Raw genomic sequence first — 21,069 nt, forward strand, 5'->3', positions numbered from 1 at the left:
GACATCAGCAACAAACTTTTGTAATGTTGCTTGCAGTTTTGCTGCATTAATCGCCATAAAGTAACTCCTTCTAGAAAACCCACTCAATCAATACGGATAAGGTGTGGTGTTACTGACGCTCTTTAATCCTAGATCTCAGCAATGCTAACACCCTATCTGCTACTATGGTAGCCTGCCCTCAATACCTCCGACGGCAGCTTGGCAAACAGTTTGAGTAAGCTTAACAAAATATCTAAAATCTTAACAGATGCTGTTATTGTATATTGTTAGATCAAATTTTTCCCACTCATTCAGTAGCATAATTGAGTTAATGTGCGCTTAGGAAACTGGAGTATGGGAAGCAGCCGCTGGCAATCAGCAGCTAGAGGAAGGATGGCCACGCTAGGCGGGATCTTCCTTGTGAGCACCGTTTTTTTGCCTATTACTAGCACCCTAGCCCAAGGAACCAGTTCTGAAGTGCCTAATATTGCTGAGTTAGTTCGTGCTCGAAACTATGCTCGCCAGGCCGCAGAACGAGTCAATGGGGGATTGACTCGCTATCGCGCTGAGGCCTTGATGTACGGACCTGTACGCCAAGCACCCTACGTCCGCAACGCAGATGGCTCCTACACATTTCGTATTTTGGGCTACCAGGTCAAGAATGGAGTTCCACAGCCGCTGCCCACCATTGAAACAGTGGTCACCGTGGCGCCTGACGGACGCACCACTGTTAACTACAATGGGGGGATTCGCAACTAGAGGCTCAACCCCCTAGGGAGGGGTGCTAGTTCACCAAGCCATCGCCTTTGGCCAAAAACTCCTTGAGGAACCAGCGATGTTTTTGGTGAGTTTGCACTAAGCGGGTGTAGAGATCAGCGGTACCAATATCACCAGCCTCAGTGGCGATTTCGGCATCTTGGTGCATCTCAGTAATGATCAGCGCATGGTTGGCGATCGCTTCCTCGATCATTTGCTTGACCGTGAGTTGGCCACTGGAGGGAGTTACCGTTGCCACTTTTAGGTAGTCTGCTGGGTCTGCCACGGGTTGACCATCCAGCATGAGGCTACGCTCAGCCAGTTCATCAATCATCGCAAAAACCTCTGACCCCTGTTCTTCAAAGAGCAGGTGTAAATCCCGAAACAAAGGGCCGTAGGTTAACCAATGGTACTTTTTGTAGTTCAAATACATGACCACTGCATTGGCCTGTTCCCGTTTCAGCGTGGTCAGCACTTGCTCTTTCAGCGTTGTTGTTGCACTCATAGCGGTCTCCTTTGACAGTCATTGAGCTGTCCTGTCTTAATCAATCATACTCATAACGAGTACGCTTTAGCAACCTGTAGGGGTACTACTGCCATTCTATTGACATTAAGATGAAGATGGTTCCTTGCTGCTCAGCAACGCTAGGATAAACAGCATAATAATCAACTGAATTTAGTGTTTCTTTAGCTGCTCCTATGGATGCTTCGGCCAATCGCCCCGACACCTATGTCCCCCACCTACAATCGCCAACTCGCTCTGGTGAACAGCAGCGGGGGTTCATGCGTCCCAGTGAGCTGATTCTAGCGGCACCCACACCACGATTATTATTGCACTCAGTTTACATGCAACGTTCAATTGTGTTGGATCAGTTACCCGCTTGGCAAATTGGCCGAAGTAAAGACTGTGATATTGTCCTACCCGATCGCTGGTGTTCGCGGCATCACATTCGCATTGAGCGTCAGGCGGATCATCGCTATTGTTTGACCGACCTCAAAAGCATGAACGGGACATTTATCGGTAATCACCGTATCCACGCGCCCCATATCCTCAAACACGGCGATTGCATTTCCATTGGTGAGTCAGAATTAGAATACATTGACCTGCGGGATGTGCCGAGTCCTCACCCCTACACCAATCATTCCCATGAGAGCAAGGGTCAAGTCACGGTGTTGATGGCCCACTCTTCGCGTACCCAAGGGGAGATGTGGCGGGAATTATTGAACTCCCAAGGCATTTCGACGGTTTGGGCAACTTCCCACTTTGAGTTAGAAAAAATCATTGCCCATCTGGAGTCCCTCAACTGCAAAATCAGCCTATTGCTCTTGGATTTGGGGATGCCAAAAATCAATCCCTACGATTTTTGTCGCCAGTATCGCCAGCGCTATCCAGAAATGAATATCATTCTCCTCAGTGGCATGCGTACCCGTGTCCATGAATCGGAGTGCAGGTGGTCGGTCAATCAGGGCGCGATGGCCCTCTTTGCAGGTTTGCCCCGCGAAAATATGTTTGGCGATCTCACGAGTATTACCGAGCGATTGCAAACGATCGCCAAAGCCATTAAGTGGACCTACTTCAATCCTGAAGCCCTCACCAGTACCCTCCTGAAACTGCAAGATGCCGTGGATACGGAATTGTCCTCTAGAACCGCTGCACGGATGAATGAGCAGTGCTACAGTCAGTGGAAGTAGTGTTTTCAGCAGATGGCGAACATTGGTTGTTACAACGTCACAAATCAGTGCGCTCGATAAGTCCCTAGGGCGGTTGGAGTGGCCGCGTCTATGTCAGCAGTTGGCAACGTTTGCTTCGACAAAGCGGGGGATGCGTCAGCTTCAAGGGGGAGACATCCTAGGGAGTACCCAAGCGGCTAGTCAGGTGCTGTTGGCGCAAACCGCAGAGGTGATTGCTCTAGAAACGGTGCACCAAGGGCGCTTAGATTTTAGCCAAGTGACGGATATTGAACCTGCCCTTGAGCGACTGGATCATCAGGGCTGTTTACAAGGCACGGAATTGCTGGCGATCGCCCACCTGTTGAGTGCCGCGCGGCAACAGCGGCGTCAAATTGAGGAACACGAGCAACTCAATGAACTCCAACAACTGGTGGGCGGGGTTCGTACCTATCCTGAGGTGACTCAAGAGATTTACCGCTGCATTACCGATCAGGGACAAGTCAGCGATCGCGCGAGTCCAGAATTGGCTCAGATTCGTCAGCAGCAACGGCAGTGTCGCGCCCAAATCCAGCAGCAACTTCAGCAACTTCTTCAGCAGCGAGCAAGTGCCATTCAAGAGGCGGTGGTCACCCAACGGCGCGATCGCTATGTGTTGGCAGTCAAAGCCACCCACAAAGACCAGATGCCGGGGATTGTCCACGATCTCTCCGCCAGTGGTGCCACGCTCTACATTGAGCCACAGGAAACCATTGACCTGCAAAACCGCCTGCAACAACTCGCCCATCAGGAGGCTGAGGCCGAACGCGCCATTTGCCAAGCCCTCTCGGATCAGTTGGCCGCAATTAGTGATGATTTGTGGTATCTGCTCGATGTGCTGACCACCCTCGATATGGCAGTTGCCCGTGCCCACTATAGTCTCTGGTTGCAGGGAAACCCACCCCAATTTGTCAGTGATACGCGGCTGCACCTGAAGGCCTTGCGCCATCCCCTCTTGGTGTGGCAGGAGCACTATGAACAGGGACAAAAGGTTATTCCCATTGACATTGAAGTGCAGCCCGCCACGAAGGTGGTGACCCTTACCGGCCCGAACACGGGGGGGAAAACAGCAACACTGAAAACAGTGGGATTAGCTGCCCTCATGGCCAAGGCGGGGTTGTATGTGGCGGCGGCAGCGCCCGCAGAGTTGCCTTGGTTTACGGGCATTTGGGCAGACATTGGTGATGAGCAATCCCTCACCCAAAACCTGTCCACGTTTTCCAGTCATATCTGCAATATTCGCGATATTCTCACGGAACTGGAGGTTGCAGGCGGCAATACACTGGTGCTTCTCGATGAAGTGGGGGCAGGCACCGATCCCAGTGAAGGTACAGCCTTGGCGATCGCCCTGTTGCGCTATCTGGCAGAGCGCGCCAGTCTCACCTTTGCCACCACTCACTATGGCGAACTCAAGGCTCTCAAGTATCAGGATAGCCGCTTTGAAAATGCCTCCGTTGAGTTTGATGAGGAGACCCTAGCGCCCACCTATCGGCTGCTGTGGGGCATTCCGGGACAATCCAATGCGTTAGCGATCGCCCAGCGGTTGGGGCTACACCCCAGTATTGTTGAAGGTGCCAAGGCCTTTTTGAGCGGCGATAGCAACAGTGTCAATGAGATGATTAGCGGGCTAGTGGCACAACGCCAAGTGCAGGAGTCGAAAACCACTGCAGCGGCAACCCTGCTTCGCGATACTGAAGCCCTCTACCAAGAAATTGCCACCAAAGCCCAGGAACTGCGACAACGCCAGCAGCAACTTCGTCAACAATTGGAAGAAGAGGTACGCACGGCTCTCAGTAGGGCACAGCAGGAAATTGCCAAAGTCATTGCTCAACTGCAACGCGCCAACAGTCCCGAGCAGGTGCAAGCTGCCCAAACGGCGCTGCATCAGATTGAGAAAACTTATTTACCACCCCCCCCGCCCGCTGGCTTTATTCCTCAACCGGGCGATCGCGTTCGTTTGCCCCAATGGCAACAGGTGGGTGAAGTCCTCAGTGTCAGCCAGCAGGGAGATATTGTCGTCCAAGTGGGTTCCGTGAAATTTACTGTGCCGCCCCACGCCGTAGAGTCCCTCAAAGGGGAACCGGTACACACACCGTCTAAACCCAAGCCCGGCCCCCCCCCACCGACTTCTCGCACCCCAGCACCCGCCATTCGCACAGAGAGCCGTACCCTCGATCTGCGGGGCAAGCGTACCCACGAGGCGGAACCTCTCCTAGAGGAATTTCTCAACCGCCAGCAGGGAACGGTTTGGATTATCCACGGCCACGGCAGTGGCGCCCTCCGCCAGTTTGTGCATCAATTTTTAGATCAGCACCCCAGCGTTCAAAGCTATCACCTTGCGCCTCCTGAAGAGGGTGGCCGGGGGGTAACTATTGTGCAGTTATAGGAACGAGATCCATGCAGCAGCGGATTAAGGACATTCTTCATCAAGGTCAAGTGGGCGATCGCGTCACCGTCAAGGGCTGGGTGCGCACCAAACGCGAACTCAAGGAATGTACGTTTGTCAACGTCAACGATGGTTCAACCCTAGCCGGGTTGCAGGTGGTCATTCCCAACACCGTGGCAGCAGCCACACCAGCCATTAAAGACCTGACCACAGGGGCTGCCGCAGAATTCAGTGGCGAACTGGTGCGTTCCCCCGGCAAAAACCAAACCATTGAACTCCATGCCCAGCAGATTCACCTCTGGGGCGGAGCCGATCCAGAAACCTATCCCCTGCAAAAGAAACGCCACAGCTTTGAGTTTCTACGCACCATTGGTCATCTACGACCGCGAACCAATACCCTAGGCGCGGTGATGCGAGTGCGCAATGCCTGTGCCACTGCCATTCACCAGTTCTTTCAGGAGCGGGGATTCCTCTGGGTACACACCCCGATCATTACCGCCAGTGACTGCGAAGGGGCTGGGGAACTCTTTACCGTCACCACACTGGATTTCACCTCAGAGGGGAATATTGACTTCAGTCAAGACTTTTTTGGTCGTCGTGCCTACCTCACCGTCAGTGGCCAATTGGAGGCAGAAATTATGGCCACAGCCTTTACCAATGTCTATACCTTTGGTCCCACATTCCGCGCCGAAAACTCCAATACCTCCCGTCACCTTGCCGAGTTTTGGATGGTGGAGCCAGAAATGGCTTTCTGTGACCTGATGGGAGATATGGAACTGGCGGAGACCTTTTTGCAGTTTGTCTTTCGCTATGTCCTTGACCACTGCCCAGAGGATATGGCCTTCTTTCAGGAGCGGATTGATCATAGCGTCATGGCGACTGCCGAACAGATGGCCAGCCAACCCTTTGCCCGCCTCAGTTACACTGAAGCCATTCAAGTCCTTGAAAAGAGTGGCCGCGCCTTTGAATTTCCGGTGGCTTGGGGGCTAGACCTGCAATCGGAGCATGAGCGCTACCTTGCTGAGGAATACTGCCAGCGCCCCGTGATTGTCTATGATTATCCCGCTGCCATCAAAGCCTTCTATATGCGCCTCAATGAAGATGGCAAAACCGTAGCAGCAATGGATGTCCTTGCACCCAAGATTGGCGAGATCATTGGTGGCTCCCAGCGCGAAGAGCGCTTTGACGTCTTGCAGGAGCGAATTCTGACCCAAGGCCTAGACCCTGCCCCCTACTGGTGGTACTTGGATTTGCGCCGTTATGGCAGTGTCCCCCATGCCGGCTTTGGTTTAGGATTTGAGCGGCTGGTGCAGTTTATGACAGGGATGGACAATATCCGTGATGTCATTCCCTTTCCCCGTACGCCGGGGAATGCGGAGTTCTAGGTCAGGGGGTTTGCTGTGCCTCAAAATAGCGGCCAATCGTTTCCACATCCTTATCGCCGCGTCCTGAACAATTAATGACAATGTGCGGCTGCCCCCTCAATTGTGGGCATAGCGTTTCCAGATAGGCCAAGGCATGGGCAGTTTCGAGGGCAGGCAGAATCCCCTCCAACTGAGCTAAGCGCACACAGGCAGCCACGGCCTCAGCATCGGTGACACTGTAGTATTCTGCCCGACCAATGTCCTTGAGGTAGCTATGCTCTGGCCCCACGCCTGGATAGTCTAAACCGGCACTGATGGAGTGGGCCTCAACCACCTGACCATCGGCATCCTGCAATAGATAGCTCATGGCGCCGTGGAGTACCCCCACTTCCCCTTTGGTGAGGGTGGCAGCATGATGACCCGTGTCCACCCCTTGACCCGCAGCCTCAACACCAATTAAGCGCACCTGCAGTTCCTCAACAAATTCGTGGAAGAGCCCCATGGCATTGGAGCCGCCGCCAACACAGGCGAGCAGAATATCGGGCAGCCCGCCCCATTTCTCAAGGCACTGGCGCCGTGTTTCCGCCCCAATGACGGCATGGAATTCCCGCACTAGCATTGGGTAGGGATGGGGCCCCGCCACTGAACCCAAGATGTAATGGGTGGTTTCAACATTCGTGACCCAATCGCGAATCGCTTCGGAGGTGGCATCTTTCAGGGTTCCTGTACCGGCACTGACGGGCGCCACTTCTGCTCCCAATAGACGCATCCGCAACACGTTTAACCGCTGCCGCTCCATATCCTGCACCCCCATGTAAATCACACATTGGAGACCAAAGCGGGCACACACTGTTGCTGTCGCTACCCCATGCTGGCCGGCACCCGTTTCAGCAATAATGCGCTGCTTGCCCATGCGTTTGGCAAGGAGGACTTGCCCGAGGGCGTTGTTGATTTTGTGGGCACCCGTATGGTTGAGGTCTTCCCGTTTCAGATAGATCTGGGGTTGGGCTTGATCATGGGCATAGTGGGCGCTGAGGCGCTCGGCAAAGTAGAGGGGACTAGGACGACCCACATAGTCTTGGAGAAGTTGCTGCAATTCAGCTTGAAAGTCGGGGTCTTGGCGGTAGTGGGCAAAGGCCGCCTCGAGTTCACTGAGGGCGGGCATCAGCGTTTCGGGAACATACTTGCCACCAAAGCGACCAAAGCGACCACGGGGATCGGGGCGAGCGGCGGCACTGAGGGCAGCAGAGGGGGCAACAGTCACGGGCAAAGTTCTTTCTTCATCAAGGGTTCCTTAGGTGATTATGCCACGCTACGGGCGGGAACGGCGGGCAGTGCCCAAGGGATTGAGCCACTCCAACAGACACTCCTCAAGAATGTGCATTTCGGGAAAGAGACTTTGCTTGATCCACTGGCCGATGGCATCTAGGGGAGAAAATTCTGCGCCGACTTGCCACTTGAGCCCTTGGCTGAGGGGGGTGAGGTGATTCCCCGGTAGCTTTAAGGCAGTGACCATATCGCCAAATTTGGCTCTGAGGAGACTGCGCAGGCGGGCCGTTTGGTCAATATCGTCCTCTTGGAAACGGATCAAGAGATTACGGCGCACAGGATAGCGCTCTTGAATCAGTTTTTCGGTCTCTGTCGGGCTGGGACTGAATTCGACACCCACAGGGGCAAGGTTTTCCATCCAAGGAATGGATTGACTGGCGGGGTAGTTGTTGAAGGCCATGAAGATATTGCCGGCGCGATCGCCATCGTAGAGACTATTGATCAGCAGGTGGAGCTTACAGCCCATACTGTGGCCTAGGCCATAAATGGGCAATGCCGACGGGTAGCCTCGGCAATAGATTAACCAATCAAGGGCATAGTCGAGTTTATTCAGCACATCGAGGGCGATCGCCCCATGATCAAAGTTATTCACAAAGGGCGTGGCAATAATGCCATAGCCAGCCTCCGCTAGGTGCTCCAACAAGCGCCGATAGGTCAATTGCGGTGCCGCTGCCACAAAAGCTCCCCCCAGAAAGTGAATCCACCCCAAGGGACGCTGGGGAAGGCACAGCCAACTGCCGCGAACCTCTTGCCACTCCAAAGTCCAGTCACTCCAAAAATGCCTAACTGACTGTAATCTAGCGAATACGGGAAATGCAGTGGTATAGGACACGCCATGATTGCAACAGTTATTGGCATAGGGGCAGCCGCCTTAGGATTACTAGCCCTTTTGGTAGTGATTGGTTTGGAAGGACGGTATCGCCAGCGGCCAGCCCATCCCCTTGAAGTGATCCGCGCCACTTGGAATCTGGAAATCTATGAGCCCACCCACTACCGTTTTGTCGGGCTATTGGGACTGAGCAACCCCCACCGTGGCCTTGAGGTGATGGTGCCAGACTTACGCGCAGAGGTGGTGCTATTGTCCGATGGCCGTGTCGATATGATCCACACGGATGTGCAGGTCATCCCCCGCCACCCAGAGCCAGAGTGTCCCCCCCGTGCCGATGGCTATTGGTTTGCCTATATCGTCAAGTCCACAAAGCAAACGAATGTCGAAATTTGTGTGGATTTGCAGGGAATTGGCGTGAGCGAGGTCAAGGCCGCTTGGGTCAAGATTCACTACATTGCCTATGGCCCCCATGGTCGCTTCCTGAAAACCCACCATGAATTTATCCCGCTGAAGTTTCCGGCCAAGGGAGATACGGGTGTGTGGCGACAGGCGGAAGGGTGTCAGGTACTCCCCATTCGCACCCATTTACTGACGCCCTTGGATATTCCCCTAGAGGTACTCAATCGCTACGTCATGCCCCATGCCCAAGCAGGCGATATTGTCGCCATTGGCGAAACCCCCATTGCCATTATTCAAGGCCGCCTCAAAGATCCCGCCCAACTGCGCCCTGGCTGGGTAGCAACGCGGGTGTGCCAGTTCTTCTTACCGACTTCCAGTTTGGCAACGGCCTGTGGCATGCAAGCCTTGGTTGAGGAAGTGGGCGAGCTACGGGTACTCTTGGCCTTTTTGGGGGGGGCGATCGCCAAAGTATTTGGCCACAAAGGGGGCTTTTATCAATTGGCTGGGGAACAAGCCCGCCTCATTGACGATGTGACAGGTACCCTGCCCCCCTACGATCAATTTATTGTTATGGGACCTGCCAACCCCCAAGCCGTTGTAGATGACCTTGCCGCAAAAACGGGCTTGGGCATCGCCATTGTGGATGTCAATGATTTAGGTGCCGTCAAAGTTCTCGCTGCCAGCAAGGGAGTCTCTAGCCAATTACTGACCGCTGCCCTGAAGAAAAATCCTGCAGGCAATGCCGATGAGCAGACCCCCATTGTTCTAATTCGTCCCCACGCTTAAGGGTTTCCAAAGCGTTTCCATTGATTCGACTGGGAAAGAATCCCAGCACAGCACCTTCTTCGAAACTGCTCTGCGACTAATACGGAAAATCCGAAGACAATCGATCGCTAGAGCCGAATGGCCAAAGCAATGACCCCAAAGGCAATGAGTAGCACGCCACTCAAGGGTGTGATCCAACTCGACCACTGCCGCAGGGCAAGCAACTTTTGCAAGGCACCACTAAAGGTACCCACCAGGATCAAGGGCACAACATAACCCGTGGTGTAGGCCAAGAGCAAACCTGCCCCCACCAGGAGCTTTTGGCTTGTTGCTACCCACGCCAAGAGTGTTGCCAAGACAGGGGTACTACAGGGTGCTGCCACCAAGCCAAAGGTTGCCCCCAGGGTATAGGCCTGTAGGCCCGCAGGGACGCGATCCGGTAATTCCTCTAAGAAGCGATTGCGGGGAAATGTCAACGGTAGGGCATTGAGCAGGTTTAAGCCCATGAGAATCGCCACAACACTCACAATAATCGTCAACCCCCAGCCCACTTGACCGTAGATCCGTCCCGCAACGGCAGCTACCATGCCGAGAACCGTTAAGGTGCTGGCAAGACCCAGCGCAAACCAAAGGGATTGACGGACGATGGAGCCATTTTGCTTTGTGGCGTAGCCAGCAATATAACCAACCGTAATCGGCAGCATAGAGAGGGTACAGGGCGTCAGACTGGTGAGGAGTCCCGCGAGAAAGACAATACCGACACTGAACACAGTCAGATCACTGAGTTGACCCGTCACCCATTGGTTGGCCCACTGTTCCAGTTGATAGAGTCTTAAGCTGAGGCTGGCCATCGTCTTAGGGGCTAAAGGAAACGGTTGGACCGGCAGTGACAATCACGAGGTGGTCTGGATCAATGAGGTCTCGCAGCGCTTGATTCACCTGATCCAATGTGACGGTCTTCAGGCGATCGCTAAACTGTTGCAATTCCTCTGGCGGTAGGCCCACACTGGCATTTCCCAACAGCGTCCGTGCCACCACATCCACGTTCGCTAACTCCACAATGTAGGTATTGCTGAGGCTGCGCTTGGCCGCATCGAGTTCGGCGGCAGTGAATCCTTGGCGGCGCGCCTCCCGCAGGAGTTGCAGCGTGGCTTGAATCGCCTTGGCGGTATCTTCGGGAGCCGTTTGCAGTTGGATAATAAAAGGCCCTGCCTGACAACTGGCACTAAAGAAGCTATGGATGCCGTAGGTCAAGCCTTGGCGATCGCGAATCTCTGTGCCCAAGCGACTGGCCAGCGTGTCTCCCCCTAGGATGTGATTCATCAGCATCGCTGCGTAAAAGCGAGGATCGCGGCGATCGATCCCCGGCGCCCCTAGATAGGTAATCGCTTGGCTTTTACCGGCAATCACCGCATTCTTAAAGAGGGTTTGCTCAGGGGGCGAAACCGCAGGAAAGGTTAGGGCAAGGGGGTCCGTTTCGGGCTGCCATGAGCCGAAAATTTCATTGAGGCGCGATCGCACCTCCACCGCGTCAAAATCTCCCACAAGGGTCAAAATCGTGTGATCTGGCGTATAGGCGGTACCGTAGAAGTTCAACAGGTCTTGGCGTTGAATCGCCTGTACAGATTCAGGCGTGGCAAAGGGATGCAGGGGATGATGAGCGGGATAGAGGGTTTGTTGCAGGACACGGCGTCCCCAGCGCACAGGATCATCAGCCTCAAGATTCAAAGCCGTGAGATAGCGTTGTTGGCTAAGCTTGACCTCTGGTTCTGGGAAGGTGGCTTCTTGAAGGACTTCACCAAGGGTTTGCAACAAAGTGGGCAGTTCACTGGCTAAGGCATAGCCCTCAATATCCACTCCATCGCGGAAGGCACTGAATTCTAAGCTAATGCCGCGATCCTCAAGGGTTTGTGCCAGCGTCAGGGCATTTTTGCGCCGCGTGCCATTGAGAAGATTGGCAGCAGTGAGGTTGGCAACCCCCGGTTGCGTCAGCAGATCGTAGGCTGTTCCTGCGTCAATGCGCCCCGCCAGCGTAATCGTTGGTGTACTGCGATCCACCAGTAAGAGCACCCGCAGGCCATTTTTCAGGGTAAAGGTTTCCACCCTATTTTTGTTGACCTCAGGGGCAGCCTGCCCACTCCCTTGGGGTAAATAGGCGGCAATGGTTTGCGGATCCACTGGCTCACCCACAAGATTATGGGCGGTGGTTTGGGCACTTGGCCGACCTGAAAGCTCGACATCGGCAAATTCACTGGGAATAAATTCCCCCACAATCCAGCGATCGCGCCCAAAGTAGGCTTGCACAACTCGTTGAACATCCGCAGCTGTGACTTTTTCAATGGCCGCAAGGTGGCGATCGCTAAAGCGGTAATCTCCCGTTAGGATTTCATCGTTGGCCAGCTGACTAGCTTGGGCATCAATGTCGCGATTGCGGAGAATAAAATTGGCCTTAAGCTGTTGTTTGGCACGTTGCAATTCACCTGCGGTGAGGGGACACTGCGCGAGTTGGTTGAGAATCTGGCCGATGGTTTGCTCAATCGTCTCAAGGGATTGCTCCGGGGCCGCGATCGCCCCTATTTCAAACCAGCCCCCCGCCTGTAACGCTGCCACATAGGAGTACGCCGAACTGGCTTGACCCGTTTCCATCAATTCCTGATACAGGTACGAACTGCGTCCGCCACTGAGGAGCATATCCAGCACATCCAAGGCCGCCTGATCTGGATGGGTTATGGCTGGAATGGGTACCAAAATCTGTAAAAGCGGCGCACTTCCCGGTTCCCTGAGGCGAATTCGCTGGGCTTGACCTGCCGTTGGCGGCGGCAAGGAGGGAGACTTGAAGGGGTCGGTTGGCTGAGGAATCTGCCCAAAGGTTTTCTTGACCAGTTCCAGTGCCCTTGGGGGACGGACATCGCCAGCGATGACCACAACCGCATTATCGGGGCGATAGTACTGGTGATAAAAGCGCTTCACCTCTGGCAGTGTAAATTGCTCCACATCCCTGGCCGTTCCCCCCACTGGTAAACCGTAGGGATGATGGGGATAGAGGGCTGCCATCACTGCACGACTGAGGCGATATTCAGGACTATTTTCATAGCCTTGCAGCTCCGAGATCACCACCCGCTTTTCACTCTCAAGGGCATCGGGGGTCATCAGGGTATTGCGCAGGCGATCGGCTTCAAGGATCAGCAGTGGTTCCAGTTGGTCAGCGCGCACCGTGTGGTGGTAGGCGGTCATGTCGTAGCTAGTAAAGGCATTGGAAGAACTGCCAAGGGCATAAAACAACTGACCAAACTGTACGGGACGGCTTTTGGTGCCCTTAAACATCAAATGCTCCAGTTGGTGAGCAATCCCATTTTCTCCCTTGGGTTCATGGCGAGAACCCACGCGATACCACACCTGTAAACTCACGACGGGTGCTGTGGGAATCTCTTTAATCAGCACCGTGAGGCCATTATCTAAAACTGTTTTGGTCACACTACTACCGAGTCCTTCTACCGTGTGCAGGGCAAAAATCACAGCCAAACTGGTACTCAAGAGCATCAAGCCAACAAATAAGAAGATTTTAACGAATCGTGGCACTAGCCCTAGGGTCATCGTTGTAGTTAATTCCCTCGGTGGGCGATCGCGCTCACCAGTGCCGTAATCGCCGGCGAAAGACTCGACAGAACCCCCACCGATGCTGCCGCAATAATAATCGTTGTTACTATCCGTACCATAGCATCGGTTTTCCGCTGATAGACCTCAAGCTTGTACTCTTGATTTTTTACCTGAGTGGCCAACTCCCTCATATCACTTTGGAGCTGGTGTAGGTCGGTCTGAAGATTAGTGACATCTGTTTGCAGCTTCTCCCCATCTGTGCGCAACGCTTGCAACTCACTGAGTACCTGGGCTTGAAAGGCCTACTCACTCATCTGCTAGCTTTCCTGAACGCTCTATCTCTATCTTGAATGAATCTTGGCAGAGAAGGCGAAAAAACCCCTAGGGCACAAAACGCAGGAATTTTTTCTTGCCCACTTGCAGCACTTGGTTGACATAGGGTTCAGGGGCAGTGAGGGTAAAGTCCACATCAGTAATTTTCTCACTGTTGAGGCGGACGCCACCCCCTTGGATTTGCCGCCGTGCTTCGCTGCTACTGGGGCAGAGCTTGGTGTGACTGAGTACATAGGTCAGCTTCACAGGAAACTGAAACTCCCCCAGAGAATACTCTGGAATCGATCCCGCCTGTGCCGTTTGCCCCTGGGTGACAATCGCCGCTAGTTCCGCTTGGGTTTGCAGGGCGAGATCGCGCCCATGATATTGACTCACGACTTCTAGGGCTAAGGCCTTCTGGCGATCGCGGGGATTGGTGGGTAAACTCTCCAAGGGCAAATCCGTGAGCAACTCAATGTATTGGTTCACCAAGGCATCGGGAATTTTTTCGAGCTTGGAGTACATACTGGCTGCCGACTCCGTAAGCGCCACATAGTTGCCAAGGGACTTGGACATTTTCTGTACCCCATCGGTGCCCACTAGGATTGGCATCAGCAGGCCAAACTGCACCGTTGGCAAGCGAAAGTGACGCTGTAAATCGCGCCCCACGGCAATATTAAACTTTTGATCCGTCCCTCCCAATTCCACATCTGCCGCCACCACCACTGAATCATAGCCCTGCATCAATGGATAGAGAAACTCATGGAGAAAAATGGGCGTTTCCTTGGCGTAGCGTTCGGCAAACCCCTCCTTGGCCAGCATTTGGCCGACAGTCATCGTTCCCAGTAGCTCGAGAATTTTCCGCAAATCCAGCTTGGCGAGCCACTCCGAGTTGTAGCGAATTTCTAGGCGGCCGGGGGTCTCAAAATCCAAAATGGGCTTCACCTGCTCAAGGTAGGTTTGCACATTGGCTGCCACCTCCTCAGGGGTGAGTTGTTTGCGCACCTCCGACTTCCCTGTGGGATCGCCAATTTGAGCCGTAAAGTCACCAATAATCAGCACGGCACAGTGACCCGCATCCTGAAACTGGCGTAACTTGCGCAGGACAATGCTATGACCGAGGTGAATTTCACTGCCCGTAGGATCAATGCCAAACTTAATTCGCAGCGGGCGCTGGGTTTGCCGCAAATAGGCCCAGAGATTTTCTTCGGGTTTGGTGGAATCAGGGACATGGGGAAACGTTTCGACAACACCGCGCTGCAGCCGTGCCATTGTGGCCTCAAGATCTGAAGACATCACTTGATGGGGCAGTGGATTGGGCATTGGATTTGGGCAAGGACATTTTCTGGTCTAGGATGGCTATGATAGCAATCAATTGCGATCGCGCGGCAATTTTGCCATCCCCTACTTTTATCCCAATAAAAAAATCATATACGAAGCAAAAAATAATTGGCGTGAGGAAGCGACTGTCGTGTCCACCACTACCCTTGGCAAAAACCCCTCCCAAACTCGCTCCCAAGATGAAAACTTCTGGTGTGGGGTACTACAAATTGCTAACCGTACCTTCCTTGTCGGGATGACCTTTGGTTGTGCGGCTATCGGCGGCGGGCTGCTGGGCTTGGCGATTAGCTTTCGGAATCTGCCAGATGTGCGATCGCTGCGGGGCTACATTCCCAGTGAAACGACGCACATTTACGATGCCAAGGGCACACTCCTTGTGAGCCTTCACGATGAAGAAAACCGCGAAGTCGTTCCCCTTAACGAAATTTCGCCCAATTTGAAGCTGGCTGTGATGGCGATCGAAGACAGTAGCTTCTACCAGCATCGTGGTATTAATCCCATTGGTGTTTCCCGTGCCTTGATGGTCAACCTCACGTCTGGGCGTACCGTACAGGGTGGCTCTACCCTGACGATGCAATTGGTGAAAAATCTCTTTTTGTCTCAAGATCGTTCCATCAGCCGTAAAGTGGCTGAGGCCGTTCTGGCCATGCGCCTCGAGCAGCTCTTCAGCAAAGATGAAATTTTGGAGATGTACCTCAATCAGGTCTATTGGGGCCACAATACCTACGGCGTACAAACCGCAGCCCAAAGCTACTTCAAAAAAAATGCCGCTGATCTCACGCTTGCCGAGGCCGCCATGATGGCTGGGATTATTCAAGCGCCCGAGGCCTATAGCCCCTTTGTGGATTTTGACCTCGCCAAAGAACGGCAGCAATTGGTGCTGGATCGGATGGTGGAATTGGATTGGATTACCCCCCAAGAGGGGGCGGCGGCTGCCCAAGAACCCATCAAGTTGGGGGAAATTACCTCCTTCCAGCGCAGTCGTAGCCCTTGGATTACGGATGCTGTGTTCCAGGAGTTGACCCGCCAATTTGGTCGTGAAGCGGTCATCCGTGGGGGAATGCGGGTACAAAGTAGCCTTGATGTCAAAGTGCAAAAAATGGCCGAAGAGGCAATCCAACGCGGCTATCAAACCCTCCGGGGCAGTGGTGTGCGCGCGGATCAGTTGGCTTTGGCGGCGGTAGATCCACGAACGCACTATGTCAAAGCCCTTGTGGGCGGTGTGGACTACAACCGCAGTCAGTTTAATCGCGCTACCCAAGCGATGCGTCAGCCGGGGTCTGCCTTTAAGCCCTTTGTCTTTTATGCTGCCTATGCCAGTGGCAAATATACTCCCGATTCTGGAATTAACGACTCACCCGTCAGGTATCGCGATGGCAGTGGGTGGTATGTGCCGCGAAATTACGATGGCTCCTTTATGGGTGGGATGTCCATGCGCATGGCTTTAGCCATGTCCCGCAATATTCCCGCTATTGTTCTTGGCCAAGAGGTGGGCATTGAGCGCGTCATTGAAATTTGTCGTACCCTTGGCATTACCAGTCCGATGCTTCCCGTGGTTTCCCTACCTCTGGGGGCTGTGGATCTGACGCCCTTGGAAATGGCTGCTGCCTATGCCACATTTGCCAATAATGGCTGGCAATCCCCCACCACAACGATTATTCAAGTGACGGATAATAGTGGCAATTTGCTCTTGGATCACACACCGCGCCCCAAACTCGTGCTTGATCCTTGGGCCGCCGCCGCCCTAAACAATACGCTGCAGAGTGTGATCACCAGTGGGACAGGGACAGCAGCCAACATTGGCCGCCCCGCCGCAGGGAAAACAGGCACCACCTCTTCTGAGCGGGATATTTGGTTTGTCGGTTATGTGCCGCAACTCTCAGCGGCTGTTTGGGCAGGGAATGACAACTATGCGCCTTTGGGGCAGGGAGCAACGGGGGGGGGCTTTATGGCACCCATTTGGCGGGATTTCATGAGTCAGGCACTCAAGGATGTGCCCGTCGAAGACTTTACTCCAATGTCGAAGTTCCAGCGACCCAAGCCGCAACGGCAAACAAATTAAGGATTGGTTCTAGACGATTCAACCGATTGATGATTGCTTAGATCGGGCTTGGGTGTTGCAACTCATTTGCAGAAAGTTCAGTAAAACCATTGTAATTATTATCAATAAGCTGTAGTTGTTGCAAATGACACTTGTTGTCGGCTATCATGCAAACCAAATATCGGCCGATCTAGCGAATCTCCTATGCCACTTTATACAGCAGCAGCCTTAAAGGCAGAACTGAATGAGAAGGGCTGGCGGTTGACGCCACAGCGAGAAACCATTCTCAATATTTTCCAGAATCTGCCTAAGGGCAACCACCTGAGCGCTGAAGACCTCCACCATGAGTTGCGCAAACAGGGGCACTCCATTAGTTTATCCACCGTTTATCGCACAGTGAAGTTGATGTCACGGATGGGTATTCTGCGGGAGTTGGAGCTTGCCGAGGGACACAAGCACTACGAACTCAATACAATGTCTCCGCACCACCATCACCACATGGTGTGTGTGCAATGCAACCGCACGACCGAGTTTGATAATGACTCCATTCTCAAGCACGCCTTGAAGCAAACGGAGAAGTATGGTCTGCAACTGATTGATTGCCAACTGACGATCTATACCATTTGTCCAGAGGCGTTGCGGCGCGGTTACCCCGGCCTACCGGAAAACTGGGTCTGTAGTAGCGCGATCGCCCACGGCACAGAACCCCCCTTGCGGGGTAAATAAGGGATGCGACGACCCCTAGGGATCGCCCTTGTTGGCATAGCCGCTTTGACCCCTAAAATCCTAGGGGTTGAGTTTCCCGATGGTCGGGTGGCCTTTGATCAGCCGCCCATTTTTGTTGAAGCTAATACCCGCTATCCTCAAGTGTGGCTGAGGAATACCACCTACAACTTCATTGTGCAGATACCGACCACCGCAGGCGAACCCCTTGCCCGTCTTGACATTCAGCAACTGCCCGCCATTGAGAGGATTTATTTTTTGCCCCAACGTACCCGTGCGTTTATCGGCGATCGCTCCCGCCAGCCGATTCCCTTGGGCGAGGTGACCTTTGATGGCCATTCAGCGCTGCTCAAAGTGACCTTTGATCCCCCTGTGCCAGCGGGGTCGTACTTGCGGGTTGAGGTTGCTCCTGTGCGCAATCCCCAGCAGGATGGGACGTATCTTTTTGCTGTAACAGCCTTTCCTCGGGGGGGCGATCGCGCCATGGGTCAAAATATCGGCACAGGTCGCTTGCAGTTTTACCGCAATTCTAATTTTTTCTAACGTGACCGTCTTTGCAACATTACCGCCTCCCCTGCAGCCGGGCGATCGCCTTGCCGTCGCCTTTCCCAGTGGTGTCCTCCGCCAAGGGGAACCTTTTTGGCAGGGGGTGGCCTGTTGGCAAGCCCAGGGCTATGAGGTGATTGTCGATGAGGCTACCTTTGCAGGCTGGGGCTACCTTGCGGGTTCCGATCAACAGCGGCGCGATCGCCTGCGGCACTTATTGCAAGATAGTTCTATTAAGGGCATTCTCTGCGGGCGGGGCGGATTTGGGGCGACTCGTTTGTTGGAGCAGTGGCAGTGGCCAGCGGTGTCGCCGAAATGGCTGATTGGTTTTTCGGATATTACGGCTCTGCTGTGGAGCTATGCTGCCCAAGGGGTGGCCGGCGTCCATGGCCCAGTACTCACCACGCTAGCGGCAGAACCCCTTTGGAGTCGGCAGCGGCTTTTTGATCTGGTGCGGGGCAAACCCCTAGAGCCGCTCTTGGGCACCGGTTGGGGGGGCGGTGTGGTGCAGGGTCGTCTCTTAGTGGGGAATTTAACGGTTGCAACTCATTTACTGGCAACGCCTGATTGTCCTTCTTTTGAGAATGTGATCTTGGCCCTAGAGGATGTGGGTGAGGCCCCCTATCGCATTGACCGTATGCTGACGCAGTGGCGCCGCAGTGGTGTGTTGCATCAGATTAAGGGGATTGCCCTCGGTCGTTTTAGTCGCTGTGAGGATGCGACCACTCAGCCCAATTTTCGTGTCATTGAGGTTTTGGGGGATCGCTTGGCGGAGTTGGGAATTCCCATTGTCAGTGACCTGCCCTTTGGCCATGAGGGGGTGAATGCCGCGTTGCCCGTGGGGGTGGCAGCTGAGCTAGATGGCGATCGCGGATTTTTGCAAGTCCTCCTATGAGAACAAATCAAAACCTGATCTTCAAGTCGCCGAGATTGGTAAAAACTAATCCCATTCATAAGCAGAAGCCGATCGCTGGCAAACAATCAAATGAAAATCTCGGTGGTAAGATATGGGGGATTCCATCAAGGCGCGTAAAGAGTTATGGATTTGGTGACACTGGCCGGACAGCTTAATGCAGGCACCATTTTGCCGGAAACCATCGTGATTGTGACGCTGCTCGTCGTTCTCTTAGCGGATTTGATTCAGGGACGGCAAGCTGATCGCTGGACTCCCTACTTTGCCATTGTTGCTTTAGGGGGAGCGATCGCCACGATGATTCCCCTGTGGACTCAGCCCAACACCGTCAGCTTCTTTGGCAGCTTTATTTCCGATCACCTCAGCCTCTTCTTCCGGGGACTAATTGCCCTTTCAGCCTTGGGCACCATTCTGATGTCCATTCGCTATGTTGAGCAAACGGGCAGTTCCCTCGGCGAATTTATGACGATTCTGTTGACCGCCACGGTGGGTGGCATGTTCATTGCCGGTGCCCAAGAACTGGTGTTTATCTTCGTAGCGCTAGAGACCCTGAGTATTGCCTCCTATCTGCTCACCGGCTACACCAAGCGCGATAGCCGCTCCAACGAAGCCGCCTTGAAATATCTCCTGATTGGTGCGGCCAGTTCTGCCATTTTCCTCTATGGCTCGTCACTGTTGTATGGTCTTTCCGGTGGGCACACCCAATTGCCAGAAATTGCCCAAGCTCTTTCTGCAGAATCCTTGGGTCTGGTGGTGGCCTTAGTGTTTGTTATTGCTGGCATTAGCTTCAAAATTTCGGCGGTGCCTTTTCACCAATGGACGCCTGATGTTTATGAGGGTGCCCCTACGCCTGTGGTTGCCTTTCTCTCCGTTGGTTCCAAAGCGGCTGGGTTTGCCCTTGCCATTCGCTTTTTGACCTTGGCCTTCCCCAGTGTCACCGATCAGTGGCAACTCATCTTTACCGTGCTGGCGATCCTCAGCATGATTCTCGGTAATGTGGTTGCCCTTGCCCAAACCAGCATGAAGCGGATGCTGGCCTACTCCTCCATTGGTCAGGCGGGGTTTGTGATGATTGGTTTTGTCGTTGGCACTGAGGCAGGTTATGCCAGTATGCTCTTTTACCTGCTGGTGTATCTCTTCATGAACCTTGGCGCCTTTACCTGTGTCATTCTCTTCTCCCTGCGCACCGGTACCGATCAAATTAGTGAGTATGCGGGCCTCTATCAAAAAGACCCCCTGCTCACTCTCGGCCTAAGCCTATGTCTGCTTTCCTTGGGCGGGATTCCTCCCTTGGCGGGCTTCTTTGGTAAGATTTACCTCTTCTGGGCGGGCTGGCAAGCGGGTGCCTATGGTCTGGTGCTGCTGGGTCTATTAACGAGTGTGATCTCGATTTACTACTACATCCGCGTCGTCAAGATGATGGTGGTCAAGGAACCCCAAGAAATGTCGCCAGCAGTGCAAAACTACCCAGAGGTGTCTTGGTCGAGCTTTGGTATGCGTCCTTTGCAGGTGGGTTTAGTGATGACGGTGATTGCCACTTCCTTAGCGGGTATCTTGGCCAATCCCCTCTTTAACTTGGTGAATACGGCAGTGCTAGATGTGCCCCAAGTGGCTCACCAACCAACGGTTATCGAGGTGGCTTACCAAAGCCTACCGCCGCCAGGTGAATCTTAAGAATGACTTTAGTACGCTCCCCGATCTATCCCCCTAGAATTAGAGGGAAGCCATGCTAGGACAAATCACAGTGGTGGAATTGGCGCAACGCCTAGCTACAGAGGCGAATACCTTGCAACTCATTGATGTGCGGGAACCAGAGGAGTGGGCGATCGCCCATCTTCCTCACTTTACGCCTTTGCCCTTGAGTGCGTTTCCCCAATGGTCGCCCCAAATTTGCCAGCTCTTTGATCCAGATCGGGAAACCTTGGTACTCTGCCACCACGGTGTGCGATCAGCGCAAATGGGTCACTGGTTGATTCAGCAGGGATTCCGTAATGTGAAGAACATTGTCGGTGGTATTGATGCCTATGCTGCGGCAGTGGATCCAACCCTACCCCGTTATTAGTTGATTGCCTTGGGAGAGTT

General features: G+C 53.7%; 18 protein-coding genes. 11 read left to right on the forward strand and 7 right to left on the reverse strand.

Annotated elements, in window-relative coordinates; all coding sequences use genetic code 11:
• Positions 1-399: 399 nt before the first annotated feature.
• Entirely contained in the window at positions 400-738 is a 339-nt protein-coding gene (locus IGQ15_RS10935; protein WP_297051691.1) for a hypothetical protein, read from the forward strand.
• Between the two features lie 25 nt (positions 739-763).
• Here IGQ15_RS10935 and IGQ15_RS10940 read toward each other — a convergent pair whose 3' ends face one another.
• Positions 764-1,240, reverse strand: a complete 477-nt coding sequence (locus IGQ15_RS10940; protein WP_297051692.1) for a DNA starvation/stationary phase protection protein — start codon at positions 1,238-1,240, stop codon at positions 764-766.
• A gap of 194 nt (positions 1,241-1,434) precedes the next feature.
• On the opposite strand from IGQ15_RS10940, the gene IGQ15_RS10945 reads away from it, so the two are divergent.
• From IGQ15_RS10945 to asnS, 3 genes are read left to right on the forward strand one after another with little or no spacing between them, the layout of a single operon-like run.
• The gene (locus IGQ15_RS10945) at positions 1,435-2,427 is read left to right on the forward strand and encodes an FHA domain-containing protein (protein ID WP_297051694.1); all 993 of its coding nucleotides are present in this window, start codon (positions 1,435-1,437) and stop codon (positions 2,425-2,427) included.
• Positions 2,399-4,828 carry an endonuclease MutS2 gene (locus IGQ15_RS10950; RefSeq protein ID WP_297051695.1) on the forward strand — a complete coding sequence of 810 codons (2,430 nt, stop codon included), beginning with the start codon at positions 2,399-2,401 and terminating at the stop codon, positions 4,826-4,828. The genes IGQ15_RS10945 and IGQ15_RS10950 overlap by 29 nt, the downstream gene beginning before the upstream one ends.
• Positions 4,829-4,839: 11 nt before the next feature.
• Positions 4,840-6,213, forward strand: coding sequence for an asparagine--tRNA ligase (asnS, locus tag IGQ15_RS10955; protein ID WP_297051697.1), 1,374 nt, complete (start codon positions 4,840-4,842; stop codon positions 6,211-6,213).
• A gap of 1 nt (position 6,214) precedes the next feature.
• On the opposite strand, the gene trpB is transcribed toward asnS, so the two are convergent.
• Complete coding sequence (gene trpB / locus IGQ15_RS10960; RefSeq protein ID WP_297051699.1) at positions 6,215-7,456, reverse strand: tryptophan synthase subunit beta; 1,242 nt, start codon at positions 7,454-7,456, stop codon at positions 6,215-6,217.
• A 48-nt stretch (positions 7,457-7,504) separates the two neighbouring features.
• Positions 7,505-8,281 carry a DUF1350 family protein gene (locus IGQ15_RS10965; RefSeq protein ID WP_297051702.1) on the reverse strand — a complete coding sequence of 259 codons (777 nt, stop codon included), beginning with the start codon at positions 8,279-8,281 and terminating at the stop codon, positions 7,505-7,507.
• Positions 8,282-8,356: 75 nt separating this feature from the next.
• Between IGQ15_RS10965 and IGQ15_RS10970 the strand changes: the two genes are divergently transcribed.
• Complete coding sequence (locus IGQ15_RS10970) at positions 8,357-9,535, forward strand: F420-0:Gamma-glutamyl ligase (RefSeq protein ID WP_297051704.1); 1,179 nt, start codon at positions 8,357-8,359, stop codon at positions 9,533-9,535.
• A 107-nt stretch (positions 9,536-9,642) separates the two neighbouring features.
• Here IGQ15_RS10970 and IGQ15_RS10975 read toward each other — a convergent pair whose 3' ends face one another.
• The 4 genes from IGQ15_RS10975 to tyrS form a co-directional block, all read right to left on the reverse strand.
• Positions 9,643-10,365, reverse strand: a complete 723-nt coding sequence (locus IGQ15_RS10975) for a cytochrome c biogenesis protein CcdA (RefSeq protein WP_297051706.1) — start codon at positions 10,363-10,365, stop codon at positions 9,643-9,645.
• A 4-nt stretch (positions 10,366-10,369) separates the two neighbouring features.
• Positions 10,370-13,108 carry a pitrilysin family protein gene (locus IGQ15_RS10980; protein WP_297051707.1) on the reverse strand — a complete coding sequence of 913 codons (2,739 nt, stop codon included), beginning with the start codon at positions 13,106-13,108 and terminating at the stop codon, positions 10,370-10,372.
• Positions 13,109-13,116: 8 nt separating this feature from the next.
• A complete protein-coding gene (locus tag IGQ15_RS10985; protein ID WP_297051709.1) occupies positions 13,117-13,293 on the reverse strand; it encodes a hypothetical protein in 177 nt (58 codons plus the stop codon).
• Positions 13,294-13,492: 199 nt separating this feature from the next.
• Positions 13,493-14,719, reverse strand: a complete 1,227-nt coding sequence (tyrS, locus tag IGQ15_RS10990) for a tyrosine--tRNA ligase (RefSeq protein WP_297051743.1) — start codon at positions 14,717-14,719, stop codon at positions 13,493-13,495.
• 280 nt (positions 14,720-14,999) lie between these two features.
• On the opposite strand from tyrS, the gene IGQ15_RS10995 reads away from it, so the two are divergent.
• From IGQ15_RS10995 to IGQ15_RS11020, 6 genes are all read left to right on the forward strand, one after another.
• A complete protein-coding gene (locus IGQ15_RS10995; RefSeq protein WP_297051745.1) occupies positions 15,000-16,826 on the forward strand; it encodes a penicillin-binding protein 1A in 1,827 nt (608 codons plus the stop codon).
• 183 nt (positions 16,827-17,009) lie between these two features.
• A complete protein-coding gene (locus IGQ15_RS11000) occupies positions 17,010-17,531 on the forward strand; it encodes a transcriptional repressor (RefSeq protein ID WP_297051712.1) in 522 nt (173 codons plus the stop codon).
• A 3-nt stretch (positions 17,532-17,534) separates the two neighbouring features.
• Positions 17,535-18,071, forward strand: a complete 537-nt coding sequence (locus IGQ15_RS11005; RefSeq protein ID WP_297051714.1) for a DUF2808 domain-containing protein — start codon at positions 17,535-17,537, stop codon at positions 18,069-18,071.
• Between the two features lies 1 nt (position 18,072).
• Positions 18,073-18,969, forward strand: coding sequence for an LD-carboxypeptidase (locus tag IGQ15_RS11010; RefSeq protein ID WP_297051716.1), 897 nt, complete (start codon positions 18,073-18,075; stop codon positions 18,967-18,969).
• A gap of 144 nt (positions 18,970-19,113) precedes the next feature.
• Complete coding sequence (locus IGQ15_RS11015; RefSeq protein WP_297051717.1) at positions 19,114-20,661, forward strand: NAD(P)H-quinone oxidoreductase subunit N; 1,548 nt, start codon at positions 19,114-19,116, stop codon at positions 20,659-20,661.
• A gap of 52 nt (positions 20,662-20,713) precedes the next feature.
• Complete coding sequence (locus tag IGQ15_RS11020) at positions 20,714-21,049, forward strand: rhodanese-like domain-containing protein (protein ID WP_297051719.1); 336 nt, start codon at positions 20,714-20,716, stop codon at positions 21,047-21,049.
• Positions 21,050-21,069 lie beyond the last annotated feature (20 nt).

It is taken from the genome of Thermosynechococcus sp. M98_K2018_005 (assembly GCF_015295825.1).
Taxonomy (GTDB): Bacteria; Cyanobacteriota; Cyanobacteriia; order Thermosynechococcales; family Thermosynechococcaceae; genus Thermosynechococcus.